Source organism: Mucilaginibacter sp. P5_A6, from assembly GCF_056400585.1.
In genome coordinates, this window is sequence record NZ_JBFUKZ010000005.1 from 164,593 (window position 1) to 185,981 (window position 21,389).

The following is a 21,389-nucleotide window of genomic DNA, read 5'->3' on the forward strand; positions in this document are numbered from 1 at the left end:
TGCAGCAATCTGTTTATCCTTTATTCACCTGGTTAAATTGCGCAATCACAGCTGCAGTAAAACCTGGTAAAATGTCCAGGTCGGCATCCCACAAGTCTTTATTTTTTAATATGTTTTGAATTACAGCATCGCTATCCTGATTTTCCCAAACCTTTGCAAAATATGCAGCCTGGCTATCTGTAACTTTATATTCCCCGTTGTTGATGGTACCGGTATATTGCCCCTCATCCCCTGCTTTAACGCGCATAAAACGGATAAAGGCAGCAAAGCCCATTGCCATGCATGCAGGTACTGTATTGTTTAATTTATAATAGTTTAATAATAACGGAATAACACGCATTTTGATTTTAGTAGCGTATTGCACCGAGATACTTAACCACTCATGCCTGATATACGGATTGCGAAACCTATCCAGCACCTTGTTTGCAAAATCAGCAGCTACAACATCATCAATTTTATACGGGATGGCAGGCCTGATCTCTTCAAACACCAGCTGCGTAATAAACTTTGTAAACTGCTCATCATCCATTGCCTCTTTAACCGTTTTAAATCCCGATAAATAAGCAAAAGCACAGCACAATGTGTGTGTACCGTTTAGCAACCTTAACTTTAATTCCCTGAACAATTCAATATCAGGTGTTATTACCACACCCTCATCCGCCTGTGCAAATGATAATACGTCCTTTATTTTATCGTCTCCCTCAATAGCCCATAAACTATAGGTTTCGGCCATAATTGAAAGGTTATCCGTATAGCCATTCCTGGTATCCAATTCGTCATTCGATGCAGCATCCGGGCGACCAGGTACAATCCTGTCCACTAATGAATTACAGAAACTATTGCTATTTTCCAGCCAATCCATGAAGGCAGGTTCCAGTTTATTCAAATGAGCCAACTCCAATACAATGGCTTCCAGTTTTTTACCGTTATCAACAATAAGTTCGGTTGGGATAATTACCAGGCCACTATCCGCACTGCCGTTAAAGGCCATGTAACGTTCATATAAAACAGCTAATAATTTGCCGGGGAATGAAGCCGGCGGGTGTTTACGCACATCTTCCTTTACCAACTTAATACCCACTTCGGTGGTGTTAGATATAATCACTTTCAACTTTGGGTTTCTGGCAACCTCCAAAATGTCATCCCAGGCATTTGCGGCAGAAAGCACCCTGCTTATTGCCGAAGAAATTAACTGCTCGCTCACCTCCTTACCATTTACAATCCCTTTTGAGTAAATGGTATACAAATTATCCTGCTTATCAAAATCATCAACCGTACCTGTATCTGTTGATTTTATAACAACTACCCTGCCGTTAAAAATTCCGCTACGGTTGGCTTTGTCAATAAAATAATCGGGAAGGCCCCTTAAAAGCACTCCTGTGCCAAATTGCAATACCTTTTCGGGCAGCTCAAATAGTTGTTCACCGGGCAATTGGGTTCCTGCAACGTTTATTCTTTTAAGGTTATACTTTGATAAGATCATGTTTTGTTTGATTGGGGTATATATGATTATTTACGTTTTGATAAAATCTGATCGGCCACCCAACGTACCAGGTCGTTTGCGGCATTAATGTTTTTAAATTGCGGAGGCAGCTTCCGGCCATCTACATATTCGTTGTAAAACCAGGGGTCGCCTACGGCAAACACGGCTCCTTTGCCATATTTAGCGGTGGCAACTATTACATCATTTTTATTAATCAGTTGAGCTACCGCAGGGGCACTTATGTTTAATGTGCTAAGCTCCTTAATGTATACCTTTTTGGCTGTTTTAAATACCTTATTATCGGCCGGTATGTTTATAGCACCCTGCTCAAACTCACGACCGGCTACATGGTTAATGCTGTTTTTATTAAAACTGATACCAAACTTTGCCATCAGCTTATTAAGATGGGTAAACTCGGCGTTACCCGTATCATTATTTAGTACCAGTAAAACGCCGCCATTTTTAACCCAATCGCTTATGGCTTTAATGTGCGGTTCAAGTATATATTTTGCCTGTGGGTTTTCCTTGGGGATATCCGGATCAACAATGATATAAACAGCTGCATTTTTTAGGTTTGCAGCAGTGGGCTCCTCATTTAAAGTTTGTGTACGGAAACCATAGTTATTAAACACCTGCCCAAAAAACGAAATGCCATTGTTATCCCACTCCTCCCATTTATAATGAAACGGTGCAGTTTTGCCGTTAATATCCTGCCGGTGCTCGTCATTAAAATAACTATCCAGCAAAGCTATTTTGCCTTTGCCTGCAGCCAAGGTTTTTAACTTTTCCATTTCAACACTGGCCAGCATAAAAACGCCAACACCCTTAGTTTCATTGGTGACGGTTTTTACACCGGTATAATAATCATAGCTGCCATCACGGTACGGTTCCCCGCCCACACCAACAGCGCCGCAAGTTCCCTTTATATTAACCTGCCCGGCTGCATCGGTTTCAATAAACTGTTTTATAATACCTTTATATGCTTTTTGTGCAGGTTGAAGGTATTTTGCGGGCAAATAGCCTTCCCGTACACTTTTGGCTAAAGCGTAAACAAACATGCAGGAGGCGGATGCTTCTAAATAATTACCCTTTTGAGCGCCTTTGTCCAGCACCTGGTACCATACCCCTGTTTGTTTATCCTGGTAATTAGTTATCGCAACAGCTAAACGATTTAAAATAGCCAGCAACTGCACACGTTTTGGATGATTTAACGGCAACCGGTCGAGCACATCAACCAGGCCCATAATATACCAGCCGTCGGCCCTGGCCCATAAACATGTAGATAAGCCCGTTTGCGGATTAGCCCAGCGTTCTTTTTTGCTTTGATCCCAGGCATGGTACAGCAGCCCCGTTTTAGAATCGCGGGCATTTTTCTCCATCAGGATAAACTGGCTGGTTATATCATCAAAATCATTTTCCTGGTGAAACTCCGCAGCATATTCTGCATAAAAAGGTTCGGCCATGTACAGGCCATCCAGCCACATCTGGTTTGGGTACCGTTTTTTATGCCAGAAACCGCCTTCGGGTACGCGGGGTTGCTTGTCTATCTGTTTACGCAACAGAGTGGCCGCCTTGTAATACTTTGGGTTATTTAAAACCCGGTAAAGCATAATGAGGCTGCGGCCCATTAAAATATTATCGAGGGTAAAATCATCCGCTTTATACGTGCGGATAGTGCCATCAGCGGTAATATACCTATCGGCAGCGCGTTGTATATAGCTAAAATATTCGCCGTTGGCACTTTGCTGCCAAACGCTTTGCATGCCCTGCAAAACTATGCCCTGGTCATACGACCAATTACCGCCGGGCAACGAATCTTTCCAGATATGCATAACTGTGGCAGCCATGCGCTGAGACCAGGGCTGCTCCTGTGCCCGAAGCAATAACCCTTGCAGGATAATGGTAAACAACAAAAATATCTTCTTCATTTTTAAGGTTATTTTATGGTTGAAACATCCCAGTTATCATTACCGGCCAGGATATTTTTTTCAGTATATTTTTTAAAATCAACAGCACTCAGCTGGTGCGACCATAGTATAAGCCGCTTTGCCCACGCCTGGCATCAACATCAGCAGGTATAACTCCCTCATTATTTTGCTGTTATAAGTGAACTACTTTGAGCACCAGGGCCAAACTCAGCTTTATTTTTAGCCTTTGAGGCATCAGTATTTAACAACTGTACCTGCGCCGATTTTTTGCCTGCTATTTTAAGCAGTAATTGCGCCCGGTTATACGTTATGCCGCTAAGTACTATGCTGCTGCCATTTTTAATATTAATAAGCGGGCTGGTGTTTTTACTGTCGATGTGCACTTTTTTAAGGCTGATGTTTTGCGCTTCAATAATATCAATACCATCGCTTGTTTTGAATATGCTGTTTTCAATATGGATGCCTTTAATGCTCATTTCGGGCAATCCCCGTATCATAATGGCTTTTTCGGCACCGTTGCAGGCCACATTGTTCACATAAAAATTGCGGAACGCGGGTGTAGCGGCTGTAACCGGAAAATTTGCCTGGTCGTTAACCTCATCTGATTCTCCGGGTGATTTTCCACCGTAATACATATCAAAAAGTATAGCCTCATGAAGTATATCTTTCATGCTGATATTTTTGATAAAAATATTTTCGACCACCCCACCCCGGCCACGGGTGGTTTTAAACCTGAGGCCAATATCGGTACCAATAAACGTACAATCGGAAACGAAAATATTGCGGGCGCCGCCCGACATTTCACTGCCAATTACAAAACCGCCATGCGCGCGATAAACAACATTGTTTCTTACAATAACATTTTCCGTTGGTTTGCCCCTCTTACGGCCCTCTTCATCACGGCCGGATTTGATACAAATGCCATCGTCGCCGGCGTCAAATGTGCTGCCTTCTATCAGCACATTTTTACATGATTCCACATCAATCCCGTCACCGTTCTGCGCGTTCCACGCATTTCTCACACGTACATTTTGCACGGTAAGGTGTTCGCACAACAAAGTATGAATATCCCATGCCGGTGAATTTTGAACTGTAACCCCCTGCAGCAATACATTTTTACAATTAGTAAGCACCAGCATATTCGGTCGGAAGAAATCCTTCAGCGATTCATTATCTTTAATTGTTTTACCCTGTCCAAGTACGCCGGCACCGGGTGTTTTAACACCATTCATAAAGCTTTTTGATGGATACCATGATTTGCCGTTTTCACTTACAACACCGCCGCTGGCCACCAGCTTTTTCCACTCGTTTTCGGTAAGCCTGTCTTTGCCGATGGCACGCCAAACCTCGCCATGCCCGTCGATAATACCATCGCCCGTAATGGCTATATTCTGCAGGTTGGCACCCGATATAGGCGACTCGTTACGCACAGCGGCGTGCCCTTCATAATTACCTTCAATTAATTTATACTGGCTTTTATCGCCGGTAAACTGTAGCAATGCAGCCCTGCTAACATGTAAGTTTACGTTACTTTGCAATACCAGGGGGCCGGTAAGCCATAAACCCTGCGGAATAAGTACTACCCCACCTCCTTTTGCACTGCAGGCCGCAATTGCTTTATTAATATTTGCTGTGTTTAGCGTGATGCCATCGGGCTTTGCGCCGTATTTTAAAATATTAATGGTATCCTTTTTAAATACCGGCATATTTACATGTGGCAAATGTTGCCACGAATACGGCGGTCCCTGTGCAAATGCAGTCAGTAAACCTGCTGCAAACAGGGCTGCAATACTAAATGATACTTTTATTAACGACATGCTTTGTATAGGTAAGATTTTTAACGCCTTATAATTGGTGACGAATTTATCCAGGGCCATCTATTTGACAGCGTTCATTTAAAATTCCTAAACAAGATTAACGGCTCTTAACTACAAAAAAAAGGATTTAACCAACTAAAACCACGCAATCGTTCCCAGTAACGTTTGCGGAGTTTAACAGTTGCGGGTAAACACGATAAAATCCCGGTTTTTACAATAACTTAGCCGTAAAATAATTTCTTAATATTTGAAAACGTTTGATCTTACCGTAATTTGCAGGATCAGGAAACCAAATTATGTTTGAATCTTATACCATTAAGGACATAGCAAAAGCTTTGGGTGTATCAACATCTACTGTATCAAGGGCGTTAAAAGGCAGTTATGAAATTGGCGCCGAAACTAAAAAGCTTGTCCAGGAGTACGCAGAAAAGGTAAATTACCGCCCAAACCCTATAGCGTTAAGCCTTAAAGACCAAAAAAGCCATTCAATAGGTGTTGTGGTGTGCGAGGTAGCCAATGATTATTTCTCGCAGGCCATCAATGGCATCGAGTCAATTGCCTATAATCTTGGTTACCATGTTATTATTACACAAACGCACGAATCGTTTGACCGGGAAACGGTTAACGTGCAGCACTTGCTTTCAAGGCATGTAGATGGATTACTGGTTTCCCTGTCAGCCCAAACAACCGATACCTCACAATACAAATATTTACACGAGAAAGGGTTTCCTATTGTATTTTTTGATAGGGTTGCGGCCGATATTAATACCCATAAGGTAATTGCAAACAACTTTAAAGGATCATTTGATGCTACCGAACTGTTAATAAATTCCGGCTTTAAAAAAATAGCCCACCTCACCAGCTCAAATAACTTATCAATAACCCACGAAAGATTTGATGGCTTTAAAGCCGCGCTTGATAAACACAGCCTTGAATTTAAGCCGGGGTATTTAAAACATTGCGAGCATGGCGGGATGATTTATGATGAAATTGAACTTGCCGTAAAAGCCCTGTTAGCTATGGACGACCGCCCCGAAGCTATTTTCATAGGCGCCGACCGGCTTACCATCAGCTGCGTATCTATATTAAAAAAGCTGGGGATCAAAATACCGGGAGATATCGCGCTGGCAGGTTTCACCAACTCTGATGTAGTTGAGTTATTTGATCCTCCATTAACCGTTGTACGTCAACCGGCGTTTCAGATAGGGCAAATGGCTACTGAAATGCTCATAAAAACCATCGAAAGCAAATGGCCTGTTGAAGAGTTCATCACTGAACGGGTTGATACCGAACTGATTGCCAGGTCGTCATCACAAAAGTTGTACTAAAGTTAAAGCGTAAGGCCTTTTAATATAGCAAAGACGCAGTTTATAAGCAAGTAATGCGTAGTTTTCAATATCCTAATGCCGGGTAAAATAAAGCGGCATCCAAATTAGAAAAAAATGCATTACATAATATACTTAAGCGCCGGGGTTAACTGGTTTAACGAAAGCGAATTAAAGGACATCCTGACGGTTAGCAATGTGAATAATATTCGAGATAATATAACCGGCCTCCTTTTATATGGTGAAGGAAATTTTATTCAATTATTAGAAGGAGAAGAAAATGATATACAAAAGACTTTTAATAAAATAAACGAAGATCAAAGGCATAAAGGAATAACTCACATTGCAAGTGGTGAATTAAAAGAAAGAAACTTCCCTGATTGGGCTATGGGCTTCAGATCAATTGATTCAGTCAGCCTTAATCAATTTAATGGATATTACAATCCTTCAAAAAAAGCCCCTCTCTTAAACAAAAATAACCATATAGCTATAAATCTATTAAAAACGTTTGTTCGAACTGAGAGAATGTTTCTTTAATTAGCGCCAATTTCTTCATATTCTCAATAAAGAATTCAGTTGTTCCGACAGCATGTGTGTCGGCGCCTTTTATTAATGCGATAAAAAGATGATTGAACGTTTCCCGATAAATCAAACTTTCAAAAACACCTTGTACCTGAACAATAGGTAGAGTAAAGCCATTTGGACAATCACTATAGATAATGCCTGGGCAAACGCCTGCCAGTTAAGAGATAAATGATGAATTAACCCGCCAAAAAAATAATTGGCGCTGTGCTGAAAATCGACTATGCCTTCTGACGCGAGGTAAATAAGTATAGAGTTTAATCCTATAAGTACAAACGGAAAAGCCCATTTACGATAACCTGCTACATCAATAATCAAATAGAAAATTGAAAAAAGAACCAGGCTCCAGCCCCCTACAAACAAGACGAAAGAACTTGTCCAAAGCCTTTTATTGATTGGAAAAACCAGGTCCCATAATAAACCGAATGCGATAAAGATTAAACCTGCGAAGAAAAGGCATACCCCCTTTTTCCACATCGGCCAGTTTAATGATTCGTACTTTAAAAATGTTCCGGTTAATATACCCATGAGCGCGGTTCCAATAGCCGGAATGGTTGATAAAATCCCTTCAGGGTCGTGAACCTTATCATGAAGCCTGCCGGGTAACAACAAACGATCAACATACGATTCGAGGCTTCCATCCATAGTCAAAACGCCGGCTCCGTAACCGGGAACAGGAATGAGTGTCATAGCTGCCCAATAACCTATAAGTAAGGCGCAAAACCAAATAATCTGCCCTTTACAGTTAAAATTTAAATAGATGAGACCTGCAAAGAACCATGACAAACCTATTCTGCCTAAAACACTTGCAAAGCGCGTGTTTTCAAACCCGTTGAATTTGAACAAGCCATTAACCACCACGCCTAAAAAAATCAAGATCAAAGTACGCCTGATCATGGATTTGTAGATCTCTTTTTTAGCCTTGTAAGGTAACAGGTATGCATCTGTGACCCCATATTGCGCGGTTTTGTTATTCATAGAATATGGCATAGAAATTCCCGCTATGAATAAAAACAAAGGGAAGATCATGTCGTAAAAAGTTATTCCATTCCATGTTGTATGGTGTAACTGGCCCGACATCCATAGCAACAAAGGCCAGCCGGTTGCTTTTGCCAGCGTATGAATTACGCCTTCACCACTCATTATCCAAAACATATCAAAGCCACGTAGAGCATCAAGCGACATCAATCGCACGGGTTTTGATTTGCCAACTATTTTACCGGGCTCAACATCCTTATTCATTATACCTTATTTTAAATCTTCGCCCATTACTTTCCTATACTTTTTATAGAGCTGCACCGCTGTATCCACACTATTACCGGAAGTAACAACGGGATAACTTTTGCTGGTGTTAACCCAGGTCCACTCCCATTCGCTTATGTTTTTGTCAAACGCTTTAAGGTCCGGCTCCTGCTTATCAATTATTGACTTGCTAAGCACCTCAAAAAATCGTTGCCACCTTACTTTGTAAAAATCATTCAGCAACCCACTCCACTGCCGGCAGGAGTATTCATGCAATGGACTGTTTTTATCTCCCCATAGGGTAACCAGGTTTCGTGCATTACGTTCGTAAAGTTTTTTCTCTGCCAGATTTGTACCCCAACTCCTGGCATCCGCTATCCAGGGGCCCAATAAAAAATCCTTACGGGTTGCCAGTAACTTATCCATGTCTGTAATCAACTCCAGGTAATCAGCCGCTGCTTTATTGAATGCATTAATATCTTTATCCCGGTAGGCATTTATCCACTTTACCTGTAATGGGCGGCCGTAATTTGCCAGTACCTGGCGCGTTAAGTCAACCAGGTCATAATTAAAACCACTACTTTTACGGCAAGCCGGCGCTGCAGAGATTAATTTATCCCAGGCCGGCAGCAGATCTGCACGGTTATAATTTAGTTTTGTCCGGGTCCATACTGCAGCGGAATCAAGCGTGGGCCGCCCGGTAATAATCGACTCGGCACCATCACGAATAGCTTTTCCGTTAAACACAGTTAACCTCAGGGTTTTCCAGGCATCCAATGCGTCGGTATTTTTAACACCGTATCGATTATAAATATATTGGGGTAACCATTCATCCAGGTTAACAGGCTTATCCTGCCATGTGTTCTGCATCATTAACTCGTACAGTACAGGCGTTTGTTCAATAGCCTCCATAGTTAAACCTATACCAACCATTTTACCGGAAGCCGGATCATGCAGAGCCGTGGCGGGTTCTGTAGCAACGGCATCCATCCTGCCAAACAAGCTATTATTACCGCCATAATTATGAAGCATGTTCCAGATCCAGGGTTTACCGAAGAAAGCACTCGTACGCTTCCAGATCGGTTCGAAATCAGTATTCAGATCCAGGATGATCATATGCTCATTTGGCACGGCGCTCAGCAAAGCCTTGATCTGCTGATCGTGCCAAAACTCCCTGTCGCTGTAAAATAGCCAGCCCTGCATTACCCAAACGGCTTTAGGGTCGGCCCCCTTCATGCCATCGTACACACGCGCACTTAATTCTGACAGGAAGGTAGAGTCATTGGAAGGCGGTTCATTCTCATTAAATGTATCTGCCGAATACAGGTGATCAGTTCCATAGATCCTGGTTTGTTCTTCTATAAATTTTTTACCAATTTCGGCAAAAAGAGGATCTTTGGCGTCCAGTATATAAGTATCCTCAAAACCGTTTTTCCAGTTGGTTTTTTTAAGCTTTGCCTTGGGGAACCGTGTTTTAAATGATGCCGGCACATGGCCTGTAAATGCAGGCAATACCGGTTTGATACCTAATTCCCGTTCTCTTTTTAATATTTTTAGCTGCAGGTCTTTATGATTGGTTATCCAGCTTTGTGGTAATGGTCCTTCCCATTTATCTACGTTACCCATGTAAAACCAGCCAAAGTAAGCCGGACCGGTAAAAAAGTTCTGCATATCTGCCCTGCTAAAGCCCATGTCGGTATAAACCTTATTCCAAACATACTCCTGCCCGGTAATGGCCAACGGCATATTGATGCCGTGCATCGCCATCCAGTCTATTTCTTTTTCCCACCGTTTCCAATCCCACCAGCTCATGCTATAGCTGTAAGTGCAATAGTTTAAATAGTACCGGTAACCATAAGGGCTATTTTTTCTTGTTTTATGATCAGGAACAGGGAGCTGTTGTGGCAAATTTAAATTTGTACCATTCCAGGTGACCTGGCAATGAGTATATTCCGTTAAATAATAATACAGGGCTGAAGCTACAGCAACACCATTATTACCACGTAAAACTATTTTCCCGTTTGCGCCTTCAACCTCAAAAGCATCTTTGGAATTATTGTTTTCCAATGCTTCAACCACAAACATTTTTGCATGAGCGGGAACAACCCTGTTGATGAGCGCGTGGGATGATTCAATATTTAGCTGTGCCTTTGTTTTTACTGCAATAATGCAAATAAGCGCAACAAGTAAATATTTAAGCCTGTATATTTTTTTCATGGTAATAGGCAATTTTTTATTGGCAATATATCAAGATATAATCTTTGGGGCCGGGTTATTGTATTTTTAGCGTGTTTTTAGCATCTGTCATAAACCGGTCGTTTAGCAATGGGTGCCTTACATTGTTTAAAATAATTACAGGAACCACCTTTGAGTTGATAACACTTATTTTACTAAGATTTAGCTTATCTACATCATCAAAAATGAATGGGCTCCTGAAATCTTCGCCGGCATAATTCATCCGCATATTTTTAATTGTTATACCCTCGGCATGTCGTACGTAAAGACCAGACGCTGGCAATTCCCCAAACATTGAGAATTCCGGATAAGCCCCGGCTTTTTCCGGCACTTTAACCAGGGTATCTGCGTTGAAATAAGCTACATTTTTTTTGGCGTGGCCCCGGTAACTGATGTCAATGTCCTGAAGGGTTACACCGGTAACATTGTACCCTGGCAAGCCCATAATAGAAGAAGGGAAAGCGTTATGAGGGAACAACTCCTCCGGTCCTTCCATATGATAACCAGCATCCGGTTTTCCGGCAGGGATATCAACTTTCACATTTGCTATAAATACATTGCTGATTTTACCCGGGAGGCTTTTTTTATTGCGCTTACCCAGGCGAATGAATATGGCATTACCCGTGTTTTTTGCAGTTATATTGCGGATATCAATATCCTGGATTATGGCGCCATCTACAGATTCAATGGCAATGGCCGACCGGAACGTATCATATACATAGATGTTGCGAACAGTTATCTTCTTAAATCCTCCAAACGATGCGGTCCCCATTTTAAAAGCGCTGGCGCTTGAGCGTATTTTACAATTAGCTATATATATGTTTTCGCAGGCACCTTGCGGATCATGCGATTTAAGGCAAATGCCATCATCGGCGACATTAAAAAAGCTATTGGTAAGCCTTACATTTTTACAATCAACCAAGTCGATGCCATCGTTATTTAAGAAAGTATTGCTTATTACGCTGATACCTTCAATAATCATATCGGTACAGCTCCTGTAGTCCTGAATCCAGCATAACCCGTTTTTGATAGTAATGTTTTTTATGGCGATGTGGCTGCAGTTTTTAAACATGATCAGTTTTGGCCGGTTATTTTCTTCGGGCCGCATCTGGTGCCAGTCGTTATAAGTTTGCCATTCCGAATCTTTTAATGTGCCATCTTTTAGCATTTTATAGATGTCCTTTAACAGTTCATCACCGTTTCCGTCTATAATACCTTTGCCTGTAATTGATACGTTTTGCTGCCCATCAGCACAAATTAAAGGAGAAGCTTTCCCGGGCCCGTAGGCAATCCGTTTAGCGGATGCCAGCAATACAGCACCTGTGCCAAGATGCAGGTCTACATTTGATTTTAGATAAATTACACCAGTAATAAATTTACCCGCCGGTACAAGTACTGTACCTCCGCCAGCCTTATTGGCCATATCAATGGCTTTCTGGATAGCTACCGAATTATCTGTTTTACCATCTGCAACTGCACCAAGCTTTTTAATGTTGATGATAGTGTTTTTTGCTTCTGCTAAATTAATCAGCAGCGCCGAAAAAATAATTAATAGTATTGATCTCATCTTTTGATTAGTGAAGATTCAAAGCCAATAGGTAAGATAAAATCCCCCAATCTTTACAAGACTGGGGGATTAAAAATATTGGTTGTTAGTACCCAGGGTTTTGTGTCAGCTTGGGGTTTAACTGCATTTCGGGTCTTGGTATTGGAAAAATCCGCTTGGCGGGGTTGGCATCTGTTTTAATGCCCCAGGATTTTTCAAACTGTCCAAAGCGGATCATATCATTACGGCGCCACGTTTCCATAGCCAGTTCCCTGCCGCGCTCATCTAAAATATCCTGCAAGGTTACAGCAGCCAATGGCGATGCTTTGGCACGCGCCCTTACCTGGTTAACCAATGACAATGGCGAATCGCCGTTGGTTGCAGTGGCTCCTCTTAAAATGGCTTCGGCTTTCTCTAACAAAACATCGGCATACCTAAACATCGGCACATCATTACCTTGGTTACGATCTGTATTTAAGCTGTCCGGATAAAATTTATTGTTCCTGTAGCCTTCTTCGTTGGCCAATTCATCATTGCCAATATCAAACGTCGCGGGGTTTTTCCAAACAATATCAGGTGTAAACTCCAATTGATGTACGACAACCCCGGTTGGATTAGGACCCGAATAACTTGCGTCAAGGCCAATATTTGTAGTAGTAATGTTTATTGGCGTACCATCATTATTGTATTGCTTACCAACAAGGTATTGTTTTTTGCGAATGTCATTTGCATCGTTAAACAAAGCATAATACTCTTTGTAGGTATAAACCGGACCATCCGGAGTATATGGCATTTTATACTTGTCTTTAAGGTTAGGGTTAAGTGTCCAGCGGGCATAATATTGTCCTTGCGCCAGTACACCATCAAAAGGTACTGCAAAAATAAAATCTTTAATGCCAGGGCCGTTATTAGGCTTAAACATACCCAAATAATCTGCATCCAACGCGTATTGACCGGTCTGTATAACATTATCGCACATGGTAACCGCGTCCTGATATCTTGGCGTGCCAATGTAGTATTGCGCATTAAGATACATTTTTGCAAGGATTGCGTACGCTAAACCTTTGGTTGGCCTGCCATACGTTGTAACCCCTGCAGTAGCGCTCAGGTCTGGAATTTGCGCCAATAATTCGCTTTCGATAAATGCAAACACCGCCGCTCTTGGCTGGGTGCCCAGGTTGGTGGTATCACCAAACTTTTTACTGATGGGCACATTTCCAAAAAGGTCCATCAAATAAAAGTAGGACAATGCCCTCATGGTTTTAATTTCGGCAAGGGTTTGTTTTTTGGCGTCGCTTGCAGGTGTAGCATCAAATAATGATAATACCTGGTTACATAAACTTATTGTTCCGTAACCCCACTGCCAGCAGGTTTCTGTCATACCGTTATCGGGTGTTACGGTGTGCAGGTTGACGGTTGAATAGGTGCCACCGTCAAGCCAGTTACCTCCACGCGCTACCAGCACATTTTCGTCTGTACTTAAATTTTGTAATAACCAATACTGCCTGCCCGGCGCCCCCCGAAACGAGGTATAAATAGGCCCTGTAGCAGCTACGTACTGCGCAGGAGTAGTTGGAAAAATAGAGGGAGTAAGCGCCGATTTAGGAGTTATATCTAATTTTGTACAACCCGAAAGGTAAATTGCCGCCATAACCACGGCAACAAGGCCCGGTTTTATATATCTTTTTAAATTGTTCATCTCTTGTTAGGTTAATGGTTATTATAAATCAACTTGGATACCGGCAAGGAAACTCCTTGTTTTTGGGTAAAAATTATTACTATCAACTCCAATAAACTGGCCGCTGGCCTGGTTATCGATGTTCAAATTCAATTCAGGATCAACCCCTTTGTATTTGGTAATAATAAATAAGTTGGTACCGGTAACATACAAGCGGATGCCATGTACATAATTACCCGAAACATTTATTTTGTATGCAAGTGTGGCGTTACTTAACCTAATAAACGCGCCGCTTTCCAAATAACGGGTTGAATACAAGTTGGCATTAACATCGGTGCCCGGCTCACTTAACGTGAGGGTAGGCACGCCGTGTGCCGAAGCCTGGGTTGGCTGATTAAAGCTGGCCAATGATGCGTTCATGATTTTATTACCGCCCTGCCCTCTGAAAAAGAAATTTAGGCTAAAGTTTTTATAAGTAAAATCGTTACCAAAACCAAATGTATAGGTTGGCTGCGCGCTACCCGCGTAAGTTTGATCGGCACTTGTAGGCGTTGTAGTTGGCTGGCCATTGGCCCCCAAAAAGGTAGATACGCCATTGGTTCGGCCAAGATATTTCAGCGTATAAAACTCGCCCAGCGGATAGCCGGCTTCAATGATTGATACCTTTATACCGCTTTGCCCTGGTCCTTCGGGGTCGCCAGCGTATATTTTAGACAGGTTTGGCGCAAGGGCTGTGATTTTGTTTTTATTAAACGAAATGTTGCCATAGCTGCTCCAGGTAAAGTCCTTTAATTTTAAAGGAGTTCCGTTAAGTGCTATCTCCACACCTTTGTTGGTCATGCTGCCTACGTTTTCTACTTTGGTTGGTACGAAGTTATTAATCAGCGATACCGGAACGGTAGTGATCATGTTGGTTGTTTTTTTATTGTAGACATCAACCGAACCGCCCAAACGTCCTTTTAATATAGAGAAATCAATACCGCCATTTAGTGTGCCGGTACTTTCCCACTTCAAATCCGGATTTGGGTTTTGGGTTACACCAATAGCGCCGATATAGCCACCGTTATAATAAAAGCTACCGGTTGTACCATAAAGTGTTATTGGCGTATAAGGTGAGAAACCTAACGAATTACCAGTTTTACCATACCCAATCCTTAGTTTCAGATCATCAAACAACGATTGTGATTTCATGAAACCCTCGTCAATCACGCGCCACGCAGCTGATGCAGCAGGGAAATATCCCCAACGATTGTTGATACCAAAAGCGTTTGAGCCATCGCGGCGTAATGAAGCCTGCAAAAGATATTTGCCTTTGTAACTGTAATTGAGGCGCGAATAAAATGATATCAAACGTAATGTTACTTCGTTAACTCCACCATAATCAACCCGGTAGCCGGCAGCCGGCGTACCCAGTGCCAGGTTACTGTAGCCGGTGGCATCAGAAATAAAATTTTGATTAGTTGACTGAAAACCGTTTCCAGTAGTAGTCTGATCTATTGAATAACCAAATAACACTTTAAAGTTGTGGATATCACTCCAGTTATGAGCATAAGTTAAATAGTTTTCAAACAACTTTTTAGTGTCTTGATAAGTTGACCGGATGGCTTTACCGTTAAGGCTTGGAGCAAGCTCAGATGCCGAATTATAATAAGTGTTGTTATTGGTATTGGTTTCCTGGTAAGCTAAGTTAAAATTGTAAAGTAAACCAGCAGGTAATATCAACTCGCCACGAACGTTACCCAATAACAGGTTAACTTTTTGTTTGTAGGTATCATTGGTAATAAGACCAACCGGGTTATAACCCAGTTTTAAGGTAGGGTCGTTATAAAATGTACCATCGGCATTATAGATAGTACGGGTGGGTAAATATTGAACTATTGACTTAAATAATCCGGGGCTTTGGCCATTCGCGGAATATAAGGGTATATCGTTAACCAGCAGGTTGGAGTTGGTAACCGCATTACTTAGGGAAAAATCAAGTTTCAATTTATCATTCAGCGCTTTTTGGGTAATATTAAGCCTGCCGATAACACGTTTTAAACCACTGCTTTTAACAATCCCCTGGTTATCCAGGTAGTTTAAACTTCCGTTATAAGTAGTTTTATCGGTACCGCCGCCAAACGAAAGGTTATGGTTTTGCGAAAAGCCGGTATTGCGTTCAACGGCTTTTTGCCAATCGGTATTTCCGCCGTTGTCATTCACGGGCGTAAAACTTTGCCCGTTAGCTTTTACATAGGCCCTAAGCTGGTCGGCGCTGGCCACATCAAACTGGTTAGATACTTTTTCAAAGGCTCCGTAACCATTGTAAGTCATCCTCATCTGGCCTGCTTTTGCTTTTTTGGTGGTAACAATAATTACTCCATTGGTAGCCCTAACCCCATAGATCGCCGCGGCAGAGGCATCTTTTAATACATCTATTGAAGCAATATCCGAAGGAGCAATCAAATTAAAATCGGCTCCGGGTACGCCGTCTATTACATAAAATGGCACAGAAGCTTCGCCTGCACGTATAGACGATGGTCCGCGGAGCGTAACAGAAGCTTTGCTATTGGGGTTACCGTCACTGGTAATATTTAAACCGGCCACTTTACCTTCCAGCAAATCGGCGGGGCTTGATACTACCCCGGCGTTAAATTGCTCGGCCTTAACGGTTGAAATGGCGCTGGTAAGCTCCCTTTTGGTACTGCTGCCATAACCTATAACCACTACTTCATTGAGGCCTCTTTTTTCTTCGACAAGTGTAATGGTTAATGAAGTTTGGTCTTCAATCAACACCTCTTTTGTTTCAAATCCTATAAAGCGAAATTGTAACGTGTTTCCCTTTTCAGCCATTATAGAAAATGTACCGTCGAGTGCTGTAGTGGTAAGAGTTGCAGAACCCTTTATTTGCACGGTAACACCCGGTATGGCAAGCCCACCCTTATCTGTAACCTTTCCTGTAATACGTCGGGGAACCGCTTTACCACTGTTATCGGTCGTCCCTTCAGGGTTTAATTCCTTAATAATAATGGTATTTTCATCCAGCTCATAAGTAAGGGGCTGCGATTTAAAGATCTGGTTCAGGGCTTCGCCAAGTTCAATGTCTGATGCATGTATAGTAACAGGTTTAGCTTTTTTGAAAACCTGGTTATTGTACATAAACAAAAAACCGGTTTGCTTTTTTAATTGCTTTAAAACCGACTTTAAATCAGCTTTATCATTGGAAAGGCTAACCTTTTGCGCCAATGTATTTGCACTGATGTGAAGCGTGAATACAAATAAAAGGATACCCGTTATTTTCATAATCCTAAGTACCTGTTTTAAATAATTGTCATATTGACTAATTGGTTTTCGTTCCTGACAAAAAGGCGCAGGAATTTTAGAATGCAGAAGTTGTTTCATACATTTGAATGTTTGGGTTAAGTTATAATTGGTGCAGTAAATTGGTTATTAACAGGTTAATCCGGGCAATTGCCTTCCCGGCCGCAATCCGGGGAGGTATTAATTCAGATACCTTAATTGGTTGGTTTCGTAATTTATTTCTCCATAATTTTCTGATTAGGTTATTAAAGTTAATTATTTTTTGTGAACGATTATTTTATTTTGATTGAGGGTGAACTTTATTCCGCCTGTTGATTCCAGTATTTTAATTACTCTCGATAGGTTATTGTCTCTTTTTATCTCCCCTGTAAAATTCAAAACAGGTTTAGGGCCCTCGTATTCAATTTCAATATTATACCATCTTGATAGCTGGCGCATAACCTGGTCCAATTCTGTATTATCAAAGTGGAATAACCCGTTTTTCCATGACACAACGTCTTCGGTGTCAACCTCTTTAACCACGAACACTTTACTACCCTGCTCATAAACGGCCTGTTGTCCGGGTACCAGTAAATGATTTTCTTCCCCTCTTGAAATTCTCACAGAGCCTTCTAAAAGCGTAGTTTTATAGTCCGGCTGATCATTGTATGCATTTATATTGAAATGAGTGCCTAATACTTCAACTTTCTGATCGCCGAAGCTTACGTGGAATGGCATTTTTTTATTTTTAGTCACTTCAAAATATGCTTCTCCGGTAATAGAAACATTTCTTTCTTTACCTGCAAACGCAATAGGAAAAGTAATTGATGACTCGGAGTTAAGCATTACTACTGTACCATCCGGAAGTTGTAACTTATATTGCCCTCCGCGCGGGGTCGACATTGTATTATAAACAGGTGATGCCTCAGAAGCTCCGCTTTGATTGTACCAGAGTTCCCCGTTGGTAAGCTTTACAACAGCTGCACTACCCTGAACTGCCAGCTTCCCATTTTTTGCATCATTTAATACAATCTTTGAACCATTAGAAAGAGTTAATACAGCTTTGTTTCCGCCTGGTTTAAAATCATTAAAAGTTTTTACAGCGACAAGCTTGCCTGAAGGCTTCTTAGTGTTATAAAAATATAAGCCAACAGCCAAAAGCAAAATAGCTGTTGCAGCGTACTTAGCCCATAAAGTTAATATCCTGGCGTTTGATTTTTTATTTGCACTATTGGTAGTCAGGGGCGCAGCTGCAAACACCGCATTTAATATTTTTTCCCGTTTCCCTTCAGCGAACGGATCATTTTCGGGAATGTGCGACGTATAGGTTTCCTCCATCAGCCCAATAAGCGCATCCTCATTAGACGGATCATTTATGATCTGCATCAAATCATTCCGCTCTTCTTCAGTAGCAGTTTTATGAAAATATCTGAGGAATAAATAATTTAATCTTTCGGGTTGCACTTTGGTCATATACCACTAAAGACCCAAAAAGAATAAAAAAGGGGTAACGTTTGATAAAAAAAAATGCATTTTTTTTATTTAAGAAACAGCGGGGTAAGCAAAATCATGACCACAAGGTCGTTATTTTCAATAATGACGTTGTTTTTTATAAAGCGGGTAGCCAGTTTCAGGTGTTTTTTAACCGTTTCGGCCGAGATATTGAGTTGTTTAGCAATTTCTTCCTGCTTTAGCCGCTCATTCCGGCTTAGTAAATAAACTTTTTTTTGCTGCGGGGGGAGCTTTTCAATCGCTTTTTCTAACAATGCCCGGTAAGAATCTTCCTGTTCAGCGTCATTTGGCTGGCTTAAACTATGCTCTAAATCTTTTTCCCATTTTAATTGCCTGATTTTTTCATTAGCCTTTTTACGAAGACAATTATAAGTTTGATTGCGACTGATGATGAAGATGTAATTACTAAAACTGTCAATTTCTATTAAGGATCCTCTGTTAGTCCAGATCTTTATAAAAACATCCTGAACAATCTCTTCAGCCAGTTCTATGGATTCGGTTAACCTAAACACAAATTCGCCTAAAGGTTTGTAATAGCCATCAAATAATTTTGTAAAGGCCTTTTCGCTGCCTAAAGTCACTTGCTGTATAAGCTCACTTTCATTAGGAATTGGTTTAATGGCCATTTTTAATAATTACTTCTAAATTTATGTAAAAAAAACAAGGTTATAAAAATTATACACACCTAAATAGCTTCATCTTAAAAAAACGTTCACATAGTTTAAGCGCCGCTTAAAAAAACAAACGCGTAATGGACCAATACCGGTTATGGTAAATCCATTGATATAATGAAGCATAAAAAGCAAAGTATATGATTGTTATACCCGAAACAAGGTTGCAATTTATAAAAAAGACTTTACAGTTAGAAGAACGAAAAACCCGGCTTTCGTTCTTCTAATAACTGCAATAAATAATTTAGTTGGAAGGCCAGGCGGCCCACATTAATTATCTATTTGTTCGCGGCCTGAAGCGGCGGCTTGTTTATTGATTTTAATTTAACCTTACCAGGTTATTTTTTTCCCTGGGCAACTAAAAATATAACAGACTTTGCCGGTACGGACACTTTTATACCTCCCGAGATTGTTGCTGAACTGGCTGCAAGCGTTAAAAAGTTTGYAGGCCCGCCGGCCGCACCGGTAGGTCCGTTGCCGTTAATATAAACCTTGCGCGAAAACTCGCCGTTATCTGTACCGCCGGTAAATGTATAATAGTAATACCGGCTGCCTGCTGCGAAGTTGTTTATATTGATGCTTACTGTTTGTGCTGATGAGCCTTTGTTAACCACCACTACCCCTGCTTCTCCGGAGGAGAACGAGGACGCATAACTCAGCACATCGCTGCTGCTTGTTACTGTAGAACTAACCATTCTATCGCCAAAATATTTCTGAAAAAAATACATGTAGTAAAAGGAAGGCCTTGGATTCCATTTGCTTACCCCATCCGGTTCATCGCCCTGGTTAAACATGCCATGATCATCGCCGTTCGGCCCCCAGCCGTTTGCCAGGTCCCACCGGGATGCCATACCAAACTGATTTTTAATCAACTCGCCTAAAACCATAGTAGCATGCATACCCGAAATATATGATACCATTTGTTTTGATCCTGTAGCAAACAGGTTCCACTCTGTTAAAGCAATGGGCTTTAAAGGAACGCCCCCTTGTGTTGTGGTGGTATTCATCCAATCCATTATCAATTTAGACTCCGTTACCGGAGAAGCAAGAATGGTTGCCGCGTTTTCATTATCAGATCCGGTAAAATAATCATGCACAATGTAAAAATCGGCAGCGGTGCCACCTGCAGAAGCAAATAAGCCCGAGTTCCAGGTTTTGTCAACTACATTCCATGCATTTACAGGATCGGTTTGTACCAACTGGGCGCCAATTTTAATTTGCGAACCAACTTCAGTAGCTGCTTTCCGCATTGAATCGGCAAATACTTTAAAATGCTTGCCATACAATTCGCCTGTAATTATTTTTGGCTGGCCATCCTGGTTTTTTGAAACATCAATTTGCCAGCCCGCCTGCCATGGGCCGCCACTTTCATTCCCTATTTCCCAGTATTTTGTACGCCCCTTATCATAACGCACCCATTGGGCAGCCAAATGCGCGGCAACCTGGTCGGGGTGGGCGCTTGTACCATAGCGTGCATAACTATAATTTACGGTAATTATACCGGTGCTGTTTGTTTGTTGCAAAGCGCTGTAATAATTATCTAAAGTTAGTGTCCAGCCTGCCGTATTATTACCCAGCCAGTAACCGGGGGCAACACTATTTCCGTTTGAATCATATAAGCTGGCAGGTGCATCGGCTGGTATTATGCCATCCCAAAAGTAAACGCTGCTTACATTACCCCCCGGAAACCGGAGAATATTTGGCGAAAGTGTTTTAATATTTCCCAGCAGAACCGGCTCGGTTACAATTTGGGTCATATACGGGTTGGTATTATTACCAAACAGGTATTTAGAAACCTTTGTAATTACTTTACTGTAATCAACATTAATAGTTACTGTTGTATTACCGGTTGGTTTAGCCAAATCAGCAGAGGCAGGTAAGGTAAACGTTTTTGCTGCCCAATCATCTAAAAAGAAACCGGTTGATTTGGCAACCGCCGGGTCTGTTTGCGGGGTAATAACCTTAGTAGTGGCAGTATCGGTGGTTACGGGTTTCACCTCGGTTTTACTGCTTCCTTTGCACGCAACTAAAGCAAACAAACAAAGCGGATAATATTTAAAAGGAATGGTCAACGTCATATATTTATTTTTT

The 21,389-nt window shown here is 41.6% G+C and carries 13 protein-coding genes; 2 read left to right on the top strand and 11 right to left on the bottom strand.

Features of this window, described 5'->3' with window-relative positions; genetic code table 11:
* Positions 1-13 precede the first annotated feature (13 nt).
* From AC1DO4_RS07385 to AC1DO4_RS07395, 3 genes are all read right to left on the bottom strand, one after another.
* On the bottom strand, positions 14-1,483 hold the full coding sequence (locus tag AC1DO4_RS07385) for a tagaturonate reductase (protein WP_477414367.1): 1,470 nt from the start codon (positions 1,481-1,483) through the stop codon (positions 14-16).
* Between the two features lie 26 nt (positions 1,484-1,509).
* Positions 1,510-3,411, bottom strand: coding sequence for a glycoside hydrolase family 88 protein (locus AC1DO4_RS07390; protein WP_477414369.1), 1,902 nt, complete (start codon positions 3,409-3,411; stop codon positions 1,510-1,512).
* 161 nt (positions 3,412-3,572) lie between these two features.
* Positions 3,573-5,228, bottom strand: a complete 1,656-nt coding sequence (locus AC1DO4_RS07395) for a glycoside hydrolase family 28 protein (RefSeq protein ID WP_477414371.1) — start codon at positions 5,226-5,228, stop codon at positions 3,573-3,575.
* Positions 5,229-5,524: 296 nt separating this feature from the next.
* Here AC1DO4_RS07395 and AC1DO4_RS07400 point away from each other — a divergent pair, with 296 nt between their 5' ends.
* Positions 5,525-6,556, top strand: coding sequence for a LacI family DNA-binding transcriptional regulator (locus AC1DO4_RS07400; RefSeq protein WP_477414373.1), 1,032 nt, complete (start codon positions 5,525-5,527; stop codon positions 6,554-6,556).
* Positions 6,557-6,670: 114 nt separating this feature from the next.
* Positions 6,671-7,090, top strand: coding sequence for a BLUF domain-containing protein (locus AC1DO4_RS07405; RefSeq protein WP_477414375.1), 420 nt, complete (start codon positions 6,671-6,673; stop codon positions 7,088-7,090).
* 111 nt (positions 7,091-7,201) lie between these two features.
* Here AC1DO4_RS07405 and AC1DO4_RS07410 read toward each other — a convergent pair whose 3' ends face one another.
* The 8 genes from AC1DO4_RS07410 to AC1DO4_RS07445 all read right to left on the bottom strand — a co-directional run bounded on the left by AC1DO4_RS07410 (position 7,202) and on the right by AC1DO4_RS07445 (position 21,376).
* A complete protein-coding gene (locus AC1DO4_RS07410) occupies positions 7,202-8,377 on the bottom strand; it encodes an acyltransferase family protein (protein WP_477414377.1) in 1,176 nt (391 codons plus the stop codon).
* Between the two features lie 6 nt (positions 8,378-8,383).
* Complete coding sequence (locus AC1DO4_RS07415; RefSeq protein ID WP_477414379.1) at positions 8,384-10,594, bottom strand: alpha-N-acetylglucosaminidase; 2,211 nt, start codon at positions 10,592-10,594, stop codon at positions 8,384-8,386.
* Positions 10,595-10,649: 55 nt separating this feature from the next.
* Complete coding sequence (locus AC1DO4_RS07420) at positions 10,650-12,179, bottom strand: glycoside hydrolase family 28 protein (protein WP_477414381.1); 1,530 nt, start codon at positions 12,177-12,179, stop codon at positions 10,650-10,652.
* Between the two features lie 85 nt (positions 12,180-12,264).
* Positions 12,265-13,857 (bottom strand): RagB/SusD family nutrient uptake outer membrane protein, encoded by a 1,593-nt coding sequence (locus tag AC1DO4_RS07425; RefSeq protein ID WP_477414383.1) that lies wholly within the window; start codon positions 13,855-13,857, stop codon positions 12,265-12,267.
* Between the two features lie 21 nt (positions 13,858-13,878).
* Positions 13,879-17,217 (bottom strand): TonB-dependent receptor, encoded by a 3,339-nt coding sequence (locus AC1DO4_RS07430; protein WP_477414386.1) that lies wholly within the window; start codon positions 17,215-17,217, stop codon positions 13,879-13,881.
* A 174-nt stretch (positions 17,218-17,391) separates the two neighbouring features.
* Entirely contained in the window at positions 17,392-18,588 is a 1,197-nt protein-coding gene (locus tag AC1DO4_RS07435) for a FecR family protein (RefSeq protein ID WP_477414388.1), read from the bottom strand.
* Positions 18,589-18,653: 65 nt separating this feature from the next.
* Positions 18,654-19,253: an RNA polymerase sigma factor gene (locus tag AC1DO4_RS07440; protein WP_477414390.1), complete on the bottom strand. Its 600-nt coding sequence runs from the start codon at positions 19,251-19,253 to the stop codon at positions 18,654-18,656.
* Between the two features lie 383 nt (positions 19,254-19,636).
* Complete coding sequence (locus tag AC1DO4_RS07445) at positions 19,637-21,376, bottom strand: alpha-L-arabinofuranosidase (protein ID WP_477414392.1); 1,740 nt, start codon at positions 21,374-21,376, stop codon at positions 19,637-19,639.
* Between the last annotated feature and the right edge of the window lie 13 nt (positions 21,377-21,389).